Genomic DNA, 16,947 nt, shown 5'->3' on the forward strand with positions numbered 1-16,947 from the left:
GAGTGGGTTGTAGGAGATTCCTCGAAGGATCACACGGTGACCGCGCTCACGTCGGTAGCGACGAGCCCGGCCACCGGGGGTTACACCACTATGCGGGACTCAACTCCAGGTGATGGCTCAGTACAGCTAGGAGGCGGCCCTTTCGGGCCGACTCCTCGCCGCGCCGAGGCCCGTCCCGGGCCGAGGGGGCGAGCGCCGCGCCGAGGCCCGTCCCGGGCCGAGGGGGCCAGCTAGCCGCTCACCTCACCGCCGCCCCATCCGCGAGTACGCGCCCAGCACGCGCCGCTCCGAGTCGACGAGGTAGCGCTCGAGCTCCTCGGCGGCGCGGGCGGGCCCCTCGTCGGTGAGCGCCTCGAGCACGGTGCGGTTCTTCGCCACGAACGGGCGGTGCAGCGACTCGGGGTCGTCGATCGCGAGGAACGCGAGGCGCAGCTCCGCCGCGAGCTGGTCGTGCGCGCGCGTCAGGCGGGGGCTGTCGGCGAGCGACACGAGCGCCGCGTGGAACGCCATGTTGGCGCTGCCTACGACCGTCCAGTCGGCCCGGCCCAGCGCATCCTCGGCCCGTTCGAGCGCTGCGCGCATGGCGGTCACGCCGGGGTGCAGCGCCGACGCCTCGCGCAGCACGCCGCCCTCGATGAGCCGGCGCGCGCGGTAGATGTCGATGACGTCGGCGGTCGTGGGGGAGGCGACGGAGACGCCGCGGTGGGGCACGTGCTCGACGAGCCCGTGCTGGGCGAGCACGCGGAACGCCTCGCGGAGCGTGTTGCGGGAGACGTCGAGCCGGTCGGCGAGGGACGCCTCGGAGAGCCGCTCGCCGGGCGCGAACGCGCCCTGGATGATCTGCTCGCGCAGGGTGTCGGCGAGGGTCGTCCCGTGGTCGCTCATAGTCGGATGCTACGGCGCGATGCAACGAGGACGAAACATTCCGGACCCAGATTGTTCAACAATCGTTGCGACGATGTCCTACGGAAGCTACGCTCTGGTCTGCGCGCCCCGCGCAGCAGAGCCCTTCGACGGAGATGGGGATCCGATGACCGACGCACAGCACACGACCGCCGGCGAGGCCGACGCGGGCACGAGGGCCAAGGCCTTCGCGAAGAGCCGGAGGGGCCCGATCCTCGGCGCCATCTTCCTCATGGCGACCTCGGCCATCGGCCCGGGCTTCATCACGCAGACCGCGACCTTCACCGCCCAGCTCGGCGCGGCCTTCGCGTTCGCGATCCTCGCCTCGGTGCTCATCGACTTCGCGGTGCAGATGAACATCTGGCGCATGATCACCGTCTCCGGCAAGCGCGCCGGCGACCTCGCGAACAGCGCCCTGCCCTACTCGGGCCACGTGCTCGGCGTGCTCATCATCATCGGCGGCCTCGCCTTCAACATCGGCAACATCGCGGGCGGCGGCCTCGGCCTCAACGCCCTGCTGGGGCTCGACCCGAAGATCGGCGGCCTGCTCACGGGCCTCCTGGCGATCGGCATCTTCCTCTTCAAGCGCGCGGGCCGCGTCGTCGACATCGTCGTCATGGTGCTCGGCATCGGCATGATCGTCATGACCGTCGCCGTCGCGATCGCGTCGCAGCCGCCGGTGGGCGACGCGCTGCGGCAGACGTTCGTGCCGGACGAGCTGAACTTCGCCACGATCACGACCATCGTCGGCGGCACGGTCGGCGGCTACATCACGTACGCCGGCGCGCACCGCTACCTCGAGTCGGGCCTCGTCGGCCCGGACCACGTGCAGGGCGTGCACCGCGCGTCGATGCAGGGCATCCTCGTCACCGGCGTGATGCGCTACGTGCTCTTCCTCGCCATCCTCGGCGTGGTCGCGTCGGGCGTCACCCTCGACCTCTCGGGCCAGGCCGCCAACCCGGCCGGCCAGGCGTTCGGGGTCGTGCTCGGCGACGCGGGCCTGCGCATCTTCGGCTTCATCTTCTGGGCTGCCGCGATCACCTCCGTGATCGGCGCTGCGTTCACGTCGGCGACCTTCATGTCGGTCTTCTCGAAGCGCCTCGCCTCGGGCTGGCCGCTGCAGCTCGCGACGGTCTCGTTCATCGTCGTGTCGCTCATCGTCTACCTGCTCATCGGCACGGCGCCCGCGGCGATCCTGGTCTTCGTCGGGGGCTTCAACGGGCTCATCCTGCCGATCGGCCTCGCGATCTTCATGTACATCGGCTGGTTCCGCCAGCGCGACGTGCTCGGCGGCTACCGCTACCCGCGCTGGCTGCTGATCGTCGGCACGCTCGCGACGCTGCTCAGCCTCTACATGGGCATCATGTCCATCGGGCCGATCTTCGCCTTCCTGGGCGTCGGCGTCTGAGCGGGAGGAGCGGCATGACCACGATCGACCTCAACAGCGACCTGGGCGAGAACGTGCCCGACCGGGTCGTCGGCGACGACGAGGCGATGCTGCGCGTCGTCACGAGCGCGAACGTCTCCTGCGGGTTCCACGCCGGCAGCCCCCAGGGCATCCGCGCCACCCTCGCGGCCGCGGTCGCGCAGGGGGTCGCGATCGGCGCGCACCCCGGCTACCGCGACTACGAGGGCTTCGGACGGCTGCCGATGGACGTCGACTCGGCGACCCTGCAGGCCGAGGTCGAGTACCAGCTGGGTGCGCTGCAGGCGCTCGCGTCGGCGGTCGGCGGACGCACGGTCTACGTCAAGCCGCACGGCGCGCTCTACAACGCGATCGCGCGCGACGAGCGCCAGGCGCAGGACGTCGTCAACGCCATCCGCGCGATCGATCCCTCGCTCGTGCTGCTCGGCCTCGCGGGCGGCGTGCTGCTCGACGTCGCCGAGCGGGCCGGCATCGCCACCGCGGCCGAGGCGTTCGCCGACCGGGCGTACACGCCGGAGGGGCTGCTCGTGTCGCGCACCGAGCCGGGCGCGGTGCTGCACGACCCGGCGCTCGTCGCGGCCAGGATGGTGCGGCTGGCGCAGGAGGGCGTCGTGCGCGCCGTCGACGGCACCGACGTCGCCGTGCGGGCGGAGTCGATCTGCGTGCACGGCGACAGCGAGGGCGCGATCGCGATGGCCGAGGCCACCCGCTCGGCGCTCGAGGCGGCGGGCGTCGCGATCGCCCCGTTCGCCGGGGGCGCGCGATGAGCGCGCGCGCCTTCGAGGCGCAGCTCGCCGAGGCGCGCGCGGCGCGCGCCGCCTACCGCGGCGGCGCCGTCGCCCCGACGAGCGGCGTCGCGCACGGGCTCGTGCAGGCGAACCTCATCGCCGTGCCGGCCGACTGGGCGTTCGAGACCCTGCTGTTCGCGCAGCGCAACCCCAAGCCGTGCCCCGTGCTCGAGGTGCTGGAGGCCGGCCGCACCGAGTCGAGCCTCGCGCCGGGCAGCGACCTGCGCACCGACCTGCCCGCCTACCGCGTCTGGCGCGACGGCGAGCTCGCGGAGGAGACGACGGATGCGTCGGCGGCGTGGGAGGAGCACCCGGACCTCGTCTCGTTCCTGATCGGCTGCTCCTTCACCTTCGAGGCGGGACTCGCCGACGCCGGCATCCCGATCCGCCACCAGGAGCTCGGGCGCAACGTGCCGATGTACCGCACCTCGGTCGACTGCGCGCCTGCGGGTCGCCTGCGGGGCGAGCTCGTGGTGTCGATGCGGCCGATCCCCGCCGCGCGCGTCGCCGACGCCGTGGCGATCTCCGGCCGGTTCCCGGCCGTCCACGGCGCGCCCGTGCACGTCGGCGACCCGGCGTCGCTCGGGATCGCCGACCTCGGCGCGCCCGACTTCGGCGATGCGCCCGAGCTGCGCGACGGCGAGCTGCCGGTCTTCTGGGCCTGCGGCGTCACGCCGCAGGCGGCGATCATGGCCTCGCGCCCGCCGTTCGCGCTGACGCACGCGCCCGGCCACATGCTCATCACCGACGCGCCCGACGCGGCGTACGCGCTGTGAGCGCGGCGCAGGGGGCTCGGCGGTGAGGGTGCTGCCCGCCGCCGACACGGCGCTCCTGCTCGAGGCGGCCGACCTCGACGAGGCCATGCGGCTGCTGCCGGCGCTCGTCGCCGCCCGGCTCCCGGGCCTCACGGAGCTCGTGCCGGCCGCGCGCACGGTGCTCGTGCGCTTCGACCCCACGCTCGTCGACGCCCGGGCGCTCTCGGAGCGGCTGCTCGCGGTGGCCCCGGAGGAGTCGCGCGCAGCGGGCCTCGGTTCCGTGGTGATCCCGGTGCGCTACGACGGCGAGGACCTCACCGAGGTCGCGCAGGTGCTCGGCGTGAGCGAGGACGAGCTCGTCGCTCGGCACCAGGCGGCCACCTGGACCGTCGCCTTCACCGGCTTCGCGCCGGGCTTCGGCTACCTCGTCGGCGACGACCCGCTCTTCGACGTGCCGCGCCGTCCGTCGCCCCGCACGCGCATCCCCGCCGGCTCCGTGGCCCTCGCGGGCCGCTTCTCGGGCGTCTACCCGAAGGAGAGCCCGGGCGGCTGGCAGCTGATCGGCCGCACCGACGCGCAGATGTGGGACCTCGACCGCGACCCGCCCGCGCTGCTCGCGCCGGGCACGGCGGTGCGCTTCGAGCGCGTCGACCGCGAGCTCGCCGCACCCGCGGCGCCGCAGCGCGACGCCGTGACGGCCGCGCACGCTGTGGAGGTCGTGCGGCCCGGCGTGCAGCTGCTCGTGCAGGACCTCGGCCGGCCCGGCCTCGCGGCCCAGGGCGTCTCGGCCTCCGGCGCCGCCGATCGGGGCGCGCTGCGGGAGGCGAACCGCGCCGTCGGCAACCCGCCCGGCACCGCCGGGCTCGAGCTCGCCGGCGGGGGAGCGGTGCTGCGGTTCCGCGGCCCCGCCGTGGTCGCGCTCGCCGGCGCCCACGCCGTGGCGTCGCTCGAGACGCCGCACGGCCCGCACGCCGTCGAGCCCGAGCGTGCCGTCGCGGTCGACGACGGCGACGAGCTGCGCATCGGGGGCCTGCGCGACGGCCTGCGCACCGTGATCGCCATCCGCGGCGGCATCGCCCTCGACCCGGTGCTCGGCAGCCTCGCGACCGACACGCTCGCCGGGCTCGGCCCCGCGCCGCTCGCGGCGGGGGACGCGCTGCCCCTGCACGGCCCGGCCGGCGGCACCGCGGCGGTCGAGCGCACCCGGGCCCCCCGCATCCGCCTGCCCCGCCCGGGCGACGTCGTCGAGCTCGGCATCGTGCTGGGCCCGCGCACCGACTGGTTCGCCGACGACGCCCTCGCGGCGCTCGTCGAGCAGGAGTGGCTCGTGACGCCGCGCTCCGACCGGGTGGGCGTGCGCCTCGAGGGCGCGACGCCGCTCGAGCGCTCCCGCGAGGGCGAGCTCGAGAGCGAGGGAGCGGTGACCGGCGCCATCCAGGTGCCGCCCGACGGCCAGCCGGTGCTCTTCCTGCCCGACCACCCGCTCACGGGCGGCTACCCGATCATCGGCGCGGTCGTCGACCGCGACCTCGACCTCGCCGGGCAGCTGCCGCCGGGCGCCCGCATCCGGTTCCGCATCGCGGCGCCGCCCCACTGACCAGGAGGACGACGTGGAGAAGATCCTGATCGCCAATCGCGGCGAGATCGCCGTGCGCATCGCGCGCGCCTGCGCCGAGGCCGGCTACCGCTCGGTCGCCGTGTACGCCGACCAGGACGTCGACGCGATGCACGTGCGGCACGCCGACGAGGCCGTCGCGCTCGAGGGCACGACCGCCGCCGAGACGTACCTCAGCATCGACGCGCTGCTCGCGGCCGCCCGCACCGCCGGCGCCGACGCGGTGCACCCCGGCTACGGCTTCCTCTCCGAGAGCGCCGCGTTCGCGCGCGCCGTCGAGGAGGCGGGCCTCACGTGGATCGGGCCGACGCCCGAGAGCATCGACGCGCTCGGCGACAAGGTCACGGCGCGCCGCATCGCGCAGGAGGCGGGCGCGCCGCTCGCGGCCGGCACCGACCGGCCGCTGGCCGACGCCGACGAGGCGGTCGCGTTCGCGCGCGAGCACGGGCTGCCGGTGGTCGTGAAGGCGGCGTTCGGCGGCGGCGGCCGCGGCCTGAAGGTCGCGCGCACCATCGACGAGGTCGCGGATGCGTTCGGCTCGGCCACGCGCGAGGCGATCGCGGCGTTCGGCCGCGGGGAGTGCTTCATCGAGCGCTACCTCGAGCGGCCGCGGCACGTCGAGGCGCAGGTGCTCGGCGACGGCGCGGGCGGCGTGGTCGTGGTCGGCGACCGCGACTGCTCGCTGCAGCGGCGCAGCCAGAAGCTCATCGAGGAGGCGCCCGCGCCCGGTCTCACCGACGCGCAGCGGGCCCGCATCCACGACGCGTCGCGCGCGATCTGCGCCGCCGTCGACTACCGCGGCGCGGGCACGGTCGAGTTCCTCCTGGGAGCCGACGGCACCATCTCGTTCCTCGAGGTGAACACCCGGCTGCAGGTCGAGCATCCGGTCACCGAGGCCGTCACCGGGGTCGACCTCGTGCGCGAGCAGCTGCGCATCGCCGAAGGGCTCGGCCCGTCGATCCGCGAGACGCCCGCGCCGTCGGGCCACGCGATCGAGCTGCGGCTGAACGCCGAGGACCCGGGTCGCGGGTTCCTCCCCAGCCCGGGCCTCGTCGAGGCGCTGCGGGCGCCGGCGGGCCCGGGCGTGCGCTGGGACGCGGGCGTCGAGGCCGGCGACCGCGTCGAGGCGGCGTTCGACTCGCTCGCGGCGAAGCTCATCGTGCACGCGCCCGACCGCGACGCCGCCCTCGTGCGCATGCGCCGGGCGCTCCGCGAGCTCGAGGTCGTCGGCGTCGCCACCGTGGCGCCGTTCGCCGAGGCGGTGCTCGACGAGCCGGCCTTCTCGACCGAGGGCTTCGCGGTCTCGACGCAGTGGATCGAGGCCGATCTCATGCCGCGCCTCGAGCCCCAGCTGCGGCCCGCGCCCGTCCCCGGCGCCCGGCTGCGCCGCGTGGCGATCGAGGTCGACGGCCGCCGCGTCGTGCTCGGGCTGCCCGACGGGCTGCTCGCGGCGCCCGGCGGCTCGGCGTCGGCTGCGGAGCCCGCCGCGCCGGCCGCGGACGCCTCGGCGGTGACGGCGCCCGTGCCGGGCACGCTCGTGCGCTGGCTCGTGGAGGACGGGGCTGCGGTGGAGTCCGGCCAGGCCGTCGCGGTCGTCGACGCGATGAAGATGGAGACGCGCGTCGCCGCGCACCGCGCGGGCACGCTGCGGCGCCTCGCCGAGGAGGGCGCGTCGGTGGCCCTCGACGAGGCGATCGGGCGCATCGAGGGGTGAGCAGGGACGCCGTCGGGGGATGAGCCGAGCGCGAACACGGGCCGCCGTGTGGGTGGCCGCTCGTAGACTCGTCGGGTGACGACCAGGACCACGAACACCTCCGAGCTGCACGTGCGCGGCGCGCGCGAGCACAACCTCAAGGACGTCGATCTGCGCATCCCGCGCGACGCGCTGGTGGTGTTCACGGGGCTCTCCGGCTCCGGCAAGTCGTCGCTCGCGTTCGACACCATCTTCGCCGAGGGGCAGCGCCGCTACGTCGAGTCGCTGTCGGCCTACGCGCGTCAGTTCCTCGGCCAGGTCGACCGCCCCGACGTCGACTTCATCGAGGGGCTGAGCCCGGCGGTGTCGATCGACCAGAAGTCGACCAACCGCAACCCGCGCTCGACGGTCGGCACCATCACCGAGGTGTTCGACTACATGCGCCTGCTGTGGGCGCGCATCGGCGTGCCGCACTGCCCCGTCTGCGGGGAGCGCATCCAGCGCCAGACGGTGCAGCAGATCGCCGACGAGCTCATGGAGCTGCCCGAGCGCACGCGCTTCCAGATCCTCGCGCCGGTCGTCCAGCAGAAGAAGGGCGAGTTCGTCGACCTGGTGCGCAACCTCGTCGCCACCGGCTACTCGCGCGCCGTCATCGACGGCGAGCTCGTGCAGCTCGCCGACGCCCCGGCGCTCAAGAAGCAGCAGAAGCACGACATCGCCGTGGTCGTCGACCGCCTCGTGGCCGAGCCCGGCATGCTGACGCGCCTCACCGACTCGCTCGAGACCGCCCTGCGGCTCGCCGACGGGCTCGCGACGATCGACTACGTCGACCTCGAGGAGGACGACGAGGGCCGGCGCCGCACCTTCAGCGAGAAGCTCTCGTGCCCGAACCGGCACCCCGTCGCGCTCACCGAGATCGAGCCGCGCACCTTCTCGTTCAACGCCCCGTTCGGCGCGTGCCCCGAGTGCACCGGCATCGGCACGCGCATGGCCGCCGACGCCGACCTCGTGATCGCCGACGAGGCGCTGTCGCTGCGCGAGGGCGCGATCCTGCCGTGGACGCAGTCGGGCAAGGGGCTCTACACCTACTTCGAGCGGCTGCTCGGCGGCCTCGCGCGCGAGATGGGCTTCTCGCTCGACACCCCCTGGCGCGACCTCGACAGCGACGTGCGCCACGTCATCCTGCACGGCACCGAGGGCAACGTCATGGTCCAGTGGCGCAACCGCTACGGCCGGCAGCTGAAGTACGCGTCGGGCTACGAGGGCGTCATGCCCTACATCCAGCGCAAGCACACCGAGGCCGACAGCGACTGGGCGCGGTCGAAGCACGGCGAGTTCCTGCGCGAGGTGCCGTGCCCCGAGTGCGGCGGCGCGCGCCTGCGCCCCGAGGTGCTGGGCGTGCTCGTGCACGGCAGCTCGATCGCCACCGTCGCCGACATGAGCCTCGACGACGCGCACGCGTACATGCACGGCCTCGAGCTCGACGAGCGCGAGGCGCACATCGCGGCCGCGGTGCTGCGCGAGATCCGCGCGCGGCTCGACTTCCTCATCCGCGTCGGGCTCGGCTACCTGTCGCTCTCGCGCGCGGCCGCGACGCTCTCGGGCGGCGAGGCCCAGCGCATCCGCCTCGCCACGCAGATCGGCGCCGGCCTCACCGGCGTGCTGTACGTGCTCGACGAGCCCTCGATCGGCCTGCACCAGCGCGACAACCGCAAGCTCATCGGCACGCTCGAGACGCTCCGCGACCTCGGCAACACGCTCATCGTCGTCGAGCACGACGAGGACACCATCCGCACCGCCGACTGGGTGGTCGACATCGGCCCGGGCGCGGGCGAGCGCGGCGGCGAGGTGGTGCACTCGGGCACCTACGAGTCGCTGCTCGAGCACCCGACGTCGCTCACCGGCGCCTACCTCGCCGGGCGCGAGTCGATCCCGGTGCCCGAGCGCCGCCGGCCGCTCGACCCCGGCCGCAAGCTGCGCATCGAGGGCGCGCGGGCCAACAACCTGCAGGGCATCGACGTCGACATCCCGCTCGGCGTGTTCGTCGCCGTCACGGGCGTCTCCGGCTCCGGCAAGTCGACGCTCGTCAACGACATCCTCTACAAGGTGCTCGCCAACGCGCTCAACGGCGCCCGCCAGGTGCCCGCGAAGCACACGCGCGTCACCGGGCTCGGCCACCTCGACAAGGCGATCCACGTCGACCAGGGGCCGATCGGCCGCACGCCGCGCTCCAACCCCGCGACCTACACGGGCGTGTTCGACAAGATCCGCAACCTGTTCGCCGAGACCTCCGAGGCGAAGGCCCGCGGCTACCTCGCCGGCCGCTTCTCCTTCAACGTCAAGGGCGGCCGCTGCGAGGCGTGCCAGGGCGACGGCACGCTCAAGATCGAGATGAACTTCCTGCCCGACGTCTACGTCGAGTGCGAGGTGTGCCACGGCGCGCGCTACAACCGCGACACGCTCTCGGTGCACTACAAGGGCAAGTCGATCGCCGACGTGCTGGCGATGCCGATCGAGGAGGCCGCCGAGTTCTTCCAGCCGATCTCGTCGATCCACCGCTACCTGAAGACCCTGGTCGACGTCGGCCTCGGCTACGTGCGGCTCGGGCAGTCGGCGACGACGCTCTCCGGCGGCGAGGCGCAGCGCGTGAAGCTCGCGACCGAGCTGCAGCGGCGCACCTCCGGCCGCGCCATCTACGTGCTCGACGAGCCCACCACAGGCCTGCACTTCGACGACGTGCGGAAGCTGCTCGAGGTGCTCGACGGCCTGGTCGAGAAGGGCAACACGGTGCTCACGATCGAGCACTCGCTCGACGTGATCAAGAGCGCCGACTGGATCATCGACCTCGGTCCCGAGGGCGGCTCCGGGGGCGGCACCATCGTGGCGACCGGCACCCCCGAGGAGGTGGCGGAGGTCGAGGCCAGCCACACGGGCGGCTTCCTGAAGGAGATCCTGGGCGCGGGAGTGCGATGAGCCGCGCCCCCGGCTCACGCACGGTCGCGTACAAGCCGGCGCCCGGCACGATCCCCACCGCGCCCGGCGTGTACCGCTTCCGCGACGAGCACGAGCGCGTGCTCTACGTCGGCAAGGCGAAGAACCTGCGGCAGCGGCTCGCGAACTACTTCCAGCCGCTCGAGACGCTGCACGAGCGCACCCGCCGGATGGTGCTGACGGCCGTGCGCGTCGAGTGGACGATCGTCGCGAGCGAGTTCGAGGCGCTGCAGCTCGAGTTCACCTGGATCAAGGAGTACGAGCCGCCCTTCAACGTGCAGTTCCGCGACGACAAGTCGTACCCGTACCTCGCCGTGACGATGCGCGACGACGTGCCGCGGGCGCTCATCACGCGCAACCGCGGCATCCGCGGGGCGCGCTACTTCGGGCCCTACACGAAGGTCTGGGCGATCCGCGAGACGCTCGACCTGCTGCTGAAGGCCTTCCCGATGCGCTCGTGCAGCCAGTCGGTCTACGACCGGGCAGAGCGCACCGGCCGGCCGTGCCTGCTGGGCGACATCGGCAAGTGCTCGGCGCCGTGCGTCGGGCGCGTCACGCTCGAGGAGCATCGCGCGACGGCCAACGACCTCGTCGCCTTCATGAACGGCGGCGACCAGGAGTTCGTCGACCGGGTGCGGGAGCAGATGCAGCGCGCGAGCGCGCGGCTCGAGTTCGAGCGGGCCGCGCGCCTGCGCGACCAGCTCTCGGCGCTCGAGACGGTGCTGGCGCGCACGAGCGTCGTGCTCTCCGACAAGGTCGACGCCGACGTCTTCGGCCTCGTGCACGACGAGCTGAGCGCGGCCGTGCACCTGTTCGCGGTGCGGGGCGGCCGCATCCGCGGCACGAAGTCGTGGGTGGTCGACACCGAGATCGACCTCACCGAGGGCGAGCTCGCCACCCAGGTGCTGCGCATCGCCTACGAGACGGGCGACCCGCCCGCGCGCGAGGTGCTCTTCCCGAAGCAGCCCGAGAGCGTGCACGAGCTCGAGGCGTGGCTCACCGACCGCCGCGCCGACCAGGGGCTCGGCGGTCGCGTCGCGGTGCGCGTCGCGCAGCGCGGCGAGAAGCGCCGGCTCGCCGACTCCGCGGCGGTCAACGCGGCCCACGCGCTGCAGGTGGCCCGCACGAAGCGCACGAGCGACTACGTCACCCGCTCGCAGGCGCTCGCCGACCTGCAGGAGGCGCTCGGCATGGGCGAGGCGCCGCTGCGCATCGAGTGCTTCGACGTCTCGCACCTCGGCGGCACCGGCGTCGTCGCGTCGATGGTGGTGTTCGAGGACGGGCTGCCGCGCAAGGACCAGTACCGCAAGTTCGCGATCGCGCAGACGACCGACGACACCGACTCGATCCACCAGATCATCACCCGCCGCGCGCGCTACCTCGTCGAGGGCGACCCGGAGGACACCGGGTCGCGGTTCGCCTACACGCCGCAGCTGCTGCTCGTCGACGGCGGCCGTCCGCAGGTGCAGGCGGCGAAGCGCGCGCTCGACGAGGCGGGCGTGCGGGGCGTCGCGCTCGCCGGCATCGCCAAGCGGCTCGAGGAGCTGTGGCTGCCCGACGAGGAGTTCCCGGTGATCCTGCCGCGCTCGAGCGAGGCGCTCTACCTCGTGCAGCGCCTCCGCGACGAGGCGCACCGCGTCGCGATCGGCTACCAGCGGCAGAAGCGCTCGAGCGCGATCGAGTCGCAGCTGAGCGGCATCCCTGGGCTCGGGCCGTCGCGCGTGCGCGCGCTGCTCAAGCACTTCGGCTCGGCGAAGCGCGTGCGCGCGGCGAGCCCCGAGCAGCTGCAGGAGGTGGCGGGCGTCGGGCCGGCGCTCGCGCTGGCCGTGGCGCGAGCGCTCAGCGCCGATACGATGGTCGCCGAACCCCAGCGACAGGAATCGGAACCGTGAACGCAAGAGAGATCGTGATCATCACCGGCATGTCCGGCGCGGGTCGCACCACGGTCGCCAATGCGCTCGAGGACCTCGGCTGGTTCGTGGTCGACAACCTGCCGCCCACCATGCTCCGCGCGCTGGTGCGCACCGCCGCCACCAGCGCATCCACCGAGTCCCGCCTCGCGATCGTCGTCGACGTGCGCGGCGGCGCCCTCTTCGACGACGCGAAGCGCTTCGTCGAGATGCTGCGCGCCGAGCACTCCGTGCGGGTGCTCTTCCTCGAGGCGAGCGACGCCGAGCTCGTGCGCCGCTACGAGCAGGTGCGCCGGCCCCACCCGCTGCAGGGCGACGGCACGATCCTCGACGGCATCCGCATGGAGCGCACGCGCCTCGAGGCGCTGCGCGGCATGGCCGACGACCTGCTCGACACGACCGGCCTCAACCCCCACCAGCTGACGCGCCGGGTGGGGGAGCGCTTCGCGCCCGGCGGCGAGCTCGAGGTGACGCTGACGGTGATGAGCTTCGGCTTCAAGTACGGCATCCCCGTCGACGCCGACCTGATCGCCGACATGCGGTTCCTGCCGAACCCGTTCTGGAAGCCCGAGCTGCGGGGCCACGACGGCACCGAGCAGCTCGTGGCCGACTACGTGCTCGAGCAGGAGGGCGCGGCGGAGTTCGCCGATCGCTACCTCGAGGCGCTGCGGCCGGTGCTGGCCGGCTTCGCGCGCGAGAACAAGCTGCACGCCGTGCTGGGCGTCGGCTGCACCGGCGGCAAGCACCGCTCGGTGGCGATGGCCGAGCACCTGGCCTCGCGGCTGTCGGGCACGCCCGGGCTGCGCGTGGCCGTGAAGCATCGAGACCTGGGGCGCGAATGACGAAGGGAGCAGGTGTGGCATTGACCGACGACGTCAAGGAGGAGCTCGCGCGGGTGCGCGTGACGCGACCCCAGACGAAGGCGGCAGAGGTCGCGACCCTCCTGCGCTTCGCCGGCGGCCTGCACGTGATCTCGAACCGCGTCGCGGTCGAGAGCGAGCTCGACTCCGCCGCCGCCGCCGCGAGGCTCGCGCGCAGCATCCTCGAGCTCTACGGCGTGAAGGCCGAGATCGCCCGCATCTCGTCCTCCTCGTCGAGCCGCTCGAGCGGCGCCTACCTCGTGCGGGTCATCGCCGAGGGCGAGACCCTCGCGCGGCAGACGGGGCTGATGGATGCGCGGCGCAAGCCGGTCCGCGGCCTGCCCAACAAGGTCACCACGGGCTCGCTCGAGGACCTCGCGGGCGTCTGGCGCGGCGCCTTCCTCGCCCAGGGCACGCTCTCCGACCCGGGGCGCTCCGCGGCGCTCGAGGTGGCCTGCCCGGGCAACGAGGCGGCGATGGCGCTCGTCGGTGCCGCCGGCCGGCTCGGCGTGCCCGCGAAGTCGCGCGAGGTGCGCGGCACGCACCGCGTCGTCATCCGCGAGGGCGAGCCGATCTCACGCATGCTCACCACCATGGGCGCCCACGAGACCGTGCAGGCGTGGGCCGAGCTGCGGCAGCGGCGCGAGGTGCGCGCCACCGCCAACCGGCTCGTGAACTTCGACGACGCCAACCTGCGCCGGAGCGCGCAGGCGGCCGTCGCGGCGTGCGCGCGGATCGAGCGCGCGCTCGAGATCCTCGGCCCCGACGTGCCCGAGCACCTCGCCTACGCCGGCAGGCTGCGCGTCGAGCACCGCGACGCGAGCCTCGACGAGCTCGGCCACCTCGCCACCCCGACGATGACGAAGGACGCCGTGGCGGGCCGCATCCGACGCCTGCTCGCGATGGCCGACCGCGCCGCGCAGGACCGCGGCATCCCCGACACCGAGGCCGCCGTGCCGGAGGACATCGACGTGTGACGCCCGGCATCCGCGCTCCTGACTCGTGCAGGGGCCGTGGATAGGATCGAGATCGACCAATCGGCGCGCGACGCGCGCAAGAGAGGAGAGCCCCATGGCCGTCTACACCCTTCCCGATCTGCCCTACGACTACGCGGCACTCGAGCCCCACATCTCCGCGAAGATCATGGAGCTCCACCACGACAAGCACCACAAGGCGTACGTCGACGGCGCGAACACCGCGCTCGAGAAGCTGCAGGCCGCGCGCGACGCCGACGACCTGACGAACGTCAACAAGCTCGAGAAGGACCTCGCGTTCAACCTCGGCGGGCACACGAACCACACCGTGTTCTGGAACAACCTCTCCGGCGACGGCGGCGGCGAGCCCGAGGGCGAGCTGCAGGCCGCGATCGGCGAGTTCTTCGGCGACTTCTCGAAGTTCCAGGCGCACTTCACCGCGAACGCCACGGGCATCCAGGGCTCCGGCTGGTCGGTGCTCGCGTGGGACTCGATCGCCTCGCGACTCAACGTCTTCCAGCTCTTCGACCAGCAGGGCAACGTGCCGGTCGGCGCGCACCCGATCCTCATGCTCGACATGTGGGAGCACGCCTTCTACCTCGACTACCTCAACGTCAAGGCCGACTACGTCAAGGCGTTCTGGAACATCGTCAACTGGCAGGACGCCCAGGCCCGGTTCGACGCCGCCAAGGCGCAGACCGCGGGACTCATCGTCCGCTGACCCGAAACGTCACCATGTGACCGGGGCCCCGGGCACGTCGCCCGGGGCCTCTTCTCCACCCCGACAGTCAGGAAACCCATCCCATGACTCTGAAGGTCGCCATCAACGGCTTCGGCCGGATCGGCCGCAACTTCGTCCGTGCAGCGCTTGCCCAGGGCGCTGACATCGACGTCGTCGCGGTCAACGATCTGACCGACAACAAGACCCTCGCCCACCTGCTGAAGTACGACTCGGTCTCCGGGCCGATCGACGCGCCGGTGAGCTTCGACGAGAGCCACATCCGCGTCGGCGACGACGACTTCCGCGCCTTCGCCGAGAAGGACCCGTCGAAGCTGCCCTGGGGCGAGCTCGACGTCGACGTCGTCATCGAGTCGACCGGCCGCTTCACGAAGGTCGAGGAGGCCTCCGCGCACCTGACGGCCGGTGCGAAGAAGGTCATCCTCTCCGCTCCCGCGAAGGGCCCCGCGCCCACGTTCGTGATGGGCGTCAACCACGAGCAGTACGACCCCGAGAACGACCACGTCATCTCGAACGCGTCGTGCACGACGAACTGCCTCGCGCCGCTCGCGAAGGTCTTCCACGAGTCCTTCGGCATCGAGCGCGGCCTCATGACGACGGTGCACGCCTACACGGCCGACCAGAACCTCCAGGACGGCCCGCACAGCGACCTGCGCCGCGCCCGCGCTGCAGCGCTCTCGATCATCCCGACCTCGACCGGCGCCGCGAAGGCCATCGGCCTCGTGCTGCCGGAGCTCAACGGCCTGCTCGACGGCTACGCGCTGCGCGTGCCGACGCCGACCGGCTCGATCACCGACCTGACGGTGCAGACCCGCGACGGCCTCACCGTCGACGAGATCAACGCCGCCTACAAGGCCGCCGCCGAGTCGGGCCCGCTCAAGGGCTACCTGCAGTACACCGAGGACGAGATCGTCTCGAGCGACATCGTCGGCAACCCGTTCTCGTCGATCTTCGACTCCGGCCTCACCAAGGTGATGGGCGACCAGGTCAAGATCTCGTCGTGGTACGACAACGAGTGGGGCTACTCCTGCCGCCTCGTCGACCTCGCCGAGCACGTGGGCTCGAAGCTCTGATCCGCATGGCGATCCGCACGCTCGACACCCTCGGCGACCTCGCCGGCAGGACCGTCCTCATCCGGTGCGACTTCAACGTGCCGCTGCAGGACGGCGAGATCACCGACGAGGGGCGCATCGTCGCATCGCTGCCGACCCTCCGCACCCTGCTCGAGCAGGGCGCGAGGGTCGTGGCGATCTCGCACCTCGGCCGCCCGAAGGGCGCGCCGGAGGCGAAGTACTCGCTCGCGCCGGTGGCGCGGCGGCTGGAGGAGCTGCTCGGCTCGCCGGTCGCCTTCGCCGCCGACACGGTGGGCGAGGATGCGCAGCGCGTGCGGATCGCCCTGCAGGACGGGCAGCTCGCGCTGCTCGAGAACCTGCGCTTCGACCCACGGGAGACCAGCAAGGACGCCGCCGAGCGCGCGGCCCTCGCCGCCGAGCTCGCGACCGGGGCCGACGCGTTCGTCTCCGACGGCTTCGGCGTCGTGCACCGCGAGCAGGCGAGCGTCTTCGAGCTCGCCCAGGCGCTCCCGAGCGCCGCCGGCCTGCTCGTCGAGCGCGAGCTCGACGTGCTCTCGCGCCTGACCGAGTCGCCCGAGCGGCCGTACGCGGTCGTGCTCGGCGGCTCGAAGGTGAGCGACAAGCTCGGCGTCATCGAGCACCTGCTGCCGCGCGTCGACCGCCTGCTCATCGGCGGCGGGATGCTCTTCACGTTCCTCGCCGCGCAGGGCCACGGCGTCGCCGCGAGCCTCCTCGAGGAGGAGCAGCTCGAGCGCGTGCGCGGCTACATCGCGCAGGCCGAGGAGCTGGGGGTCGAGCTGCTGCTGCCGACCGACGTCGTCGTCGCCGAGTCCTTCGCCGCCGACGCGGCGCACGAGACCGTCGCGTCCGACGCGATCGAGCAGTCCCGCTTCGGTGCCTCGGGCATCGGGCTCGACATCGGGCCCGACTCCGCCGCGGCGTTCGCCGACGCCATCCGCGGTGCGCGCACCGTCTTCTGGAACGGCCCGATGGGCGTGTTCGAGATGGAGGCGTTCGCGGCCGGCACGAAGGCCGTCGCCCAGGCGCTCACCGAGGTGGACGGCCTCGCGGTCGTCGGCGGCGGCGACTCCGCCGCCGCGGTGCGCCAGCTCGGCTTCGCCGACGACGACTTCGTGCACATCTCCACCGGCGGCGGCGCGAGCCTCGAGTTCCTCGAGGGCGCACGGCTGCCGGGCCTGGAAGCACTGGGCTGGTGACGA

General features: G+C 73.1%; 13 protein-coding genes. 12 read left to right on the top strand and 1 reads right to left on the bottom strand.

The window, feature by feature from the left end; translation table 11 throughout:
- Positions 1 to 243 precede the first annotated feature (243 nt).
- A complete protein-coding gene (locus AC1RNL_RS04990) occupies positions 244 to 885 on the bottom strand; it encodes a GntR family transcriptional regulator (protein WP_246991028.1) in 642 nt (213 codons plus the stop codon).
- Between the two features lie 145 nt (positions 886 to 1,030).
- Between AC1RNL_RS04990 and AC1RNL_RS04995 the strand changes: the two genes are divergently transcribed.
- From AC1RNL_RS04995 to AC1RNL_RS05050, 12 genes are all read left to right on the top strand, one after another.
- Positions 1,031 to 2,311 carry an NRAMP family divalent metal transporter gene (locus AC1RNL_RS04995; RefSeq protein WP_435869482.1) on the top strand — a complete coding sequence of 427 codons (1,281 nt, stop codon included), beginning with the start codon at positions 1,031 to 1,033 and terminating at the stop codon, positions 2,309 to 2,311.
- A 14-nt stretch (positions 2,312 to 2,325) separates the two neighbouring features.
- Positions 2,326 to 3,096 (top strand): LamB/YcsF family protein, encoded by a 771-nt coding sequence (locus AC1RNL_RS05000; protein WP_128190438.1) that lies wholly within the window; start codon positions 2,326 to 2,328, stop codon positions 3,094 to 3,096.
- Entirely contained in the window at positions 3,093 to 3,893 is an 801-nt protein-coding gene (locus AC1RNL_RS05005) for a putative hydro-lyase (protein ID WP_128190437.1), read from the top strand. The genes AC1RNL_RS05000 and AC1RNL_RS05005 overlap by 4 nt, the downstream gene beginning before the upstream one ends.
- Before the next feature lie 22 nt (positions 3,894 to 3,915).
- The gene (locus AC1RNL_RS05010) at positions 3,916 to 5,469 is read left to right on the top strand and encodes a 5-oxoprolinase subunit B/C family protein (RefSeq protein ID WP_492934607.1); all 1,554 of its coding nucleotides are present in this window, start codon (positions 3,916 to 3,918) and stop codon (positions 5,467 to 5,469) included.
- 13 nt (positions 5,470 to 5,482) lie between these two features.
- Positions 5,483 to 7,201: an acetyl/propionyl/methylcrotonyl-CoA carboxylase subunit alpha gene (locus tag AC1RNL_RS05015; protein ID WP_492934608.1), complete on the top strand. Its 1,719-nt coding sequence runs from the start codon at positions 5,483 to 5,485 to the stop codon at positions 7,199 to 7,201.
- Positions 7,202 to 7,276: 75 nt separating this feature from the next.
- The gene (uvrA, locus tag AC1RNL_RS05020; RefSeq protein ID WP_146356132.1) at positions 7,277 to 10,153 is read left to right on the top strand and encodes an excinuclease ABC subunit UvrA; all 2,877 of its coding nucleotides are present in this window, start codon (positions 7,277 to 7,279) and stop codon (positions 10,151 to 10,153) included.
- Positions 10,150 to 12,063 carry an excinuclease ABC subunit UvrC gene (uvrC, locus tag AC1RNL_RS05025; RefSeq protein ID WP_364193907.1) on the top strand — a complete coding sequence of 638 codons (1,914 nt, stop codon included), beginning with the start codon at positions 10,150 to 10,152 and terminating at the stop codon, positions 12,061 to 12,063. The genes uvrA and uvrC overlap by 4 nt, the downstream gene beginning before the upstream one ends.
- The gene (gene rapZ / locus AC1RNL_RS05030) at positions 12,060 to 12,923 is read left to right on the top strand and encodes an RNase adapter RapZ (RefSeq protein ID WP_225792723.1); all 864 of its coding nucleotides are present in this window, start codon (positions 12,060 to 12,062) and stop codon (positions 12,921 to 12,923) included. Before uvrC ends, rapZ begins: the two co-directional genes overlap by 4 nt.
- Before the next feature lie 14 nt (positions 12,924 to 12,937).
- On the top strand, positions 12,938 to 13,918 hold the full coding sequence (gene whiA / locus AC1RNL_RS05035; protein ID WP_146356128.1) for a DNA-binding protein WhiA: 981 nt from the start codon (positions 12,938 to 12,940) through the stop codon (positions 13,916 to 13,918).
- A gap of 94 nt (positions 13,919 to 14,012) precedes the next feature.
- Positions 14,013 to 14,636, top strand: a complete 624-nt coding sequence (locus tag AC1RNL_RS05040) for a superoxide dismutase (protein ID WP_310125216.1) — start codon at positions 14,013 to 14,015, stop codon at positions 14,634 to 14,636.
- Positions 14,637 to 14,719: 83 nt separating this feature from the next.
- Positions 14,720 to 15,727, top strand: coding sequence for a type I glyceraldehyde-3-phosphate dehydrogenase (gap, locus tag AC1RNL_RS05045; RefSeq protein ID WP_146356124.1), 1,008 nt, complete (start codon positions 14,720 to 14,722; stop codon positions 15,725 to 15,727).
- 5 nt (positions 15,728 to 15,732) lie between these two features.
- Complete coding sequence (locus tag AC1RNL_RS05050) at positions 15,733 to 16,944, top strand: phosphoglycerate kinase (RefSeq protein WP_492934609.1); 1,212 nt, start codon at positions 15,733 to 15,735, stop codon at positions 16,942 to 16,944.
- The last annotated feature ends 3 nt before the right edge of the window (positions 16,945 to 16,947 follow it).

The organism is Agrococcus sp. GW821-FHT14H11 (assembly GCF_058803545.1).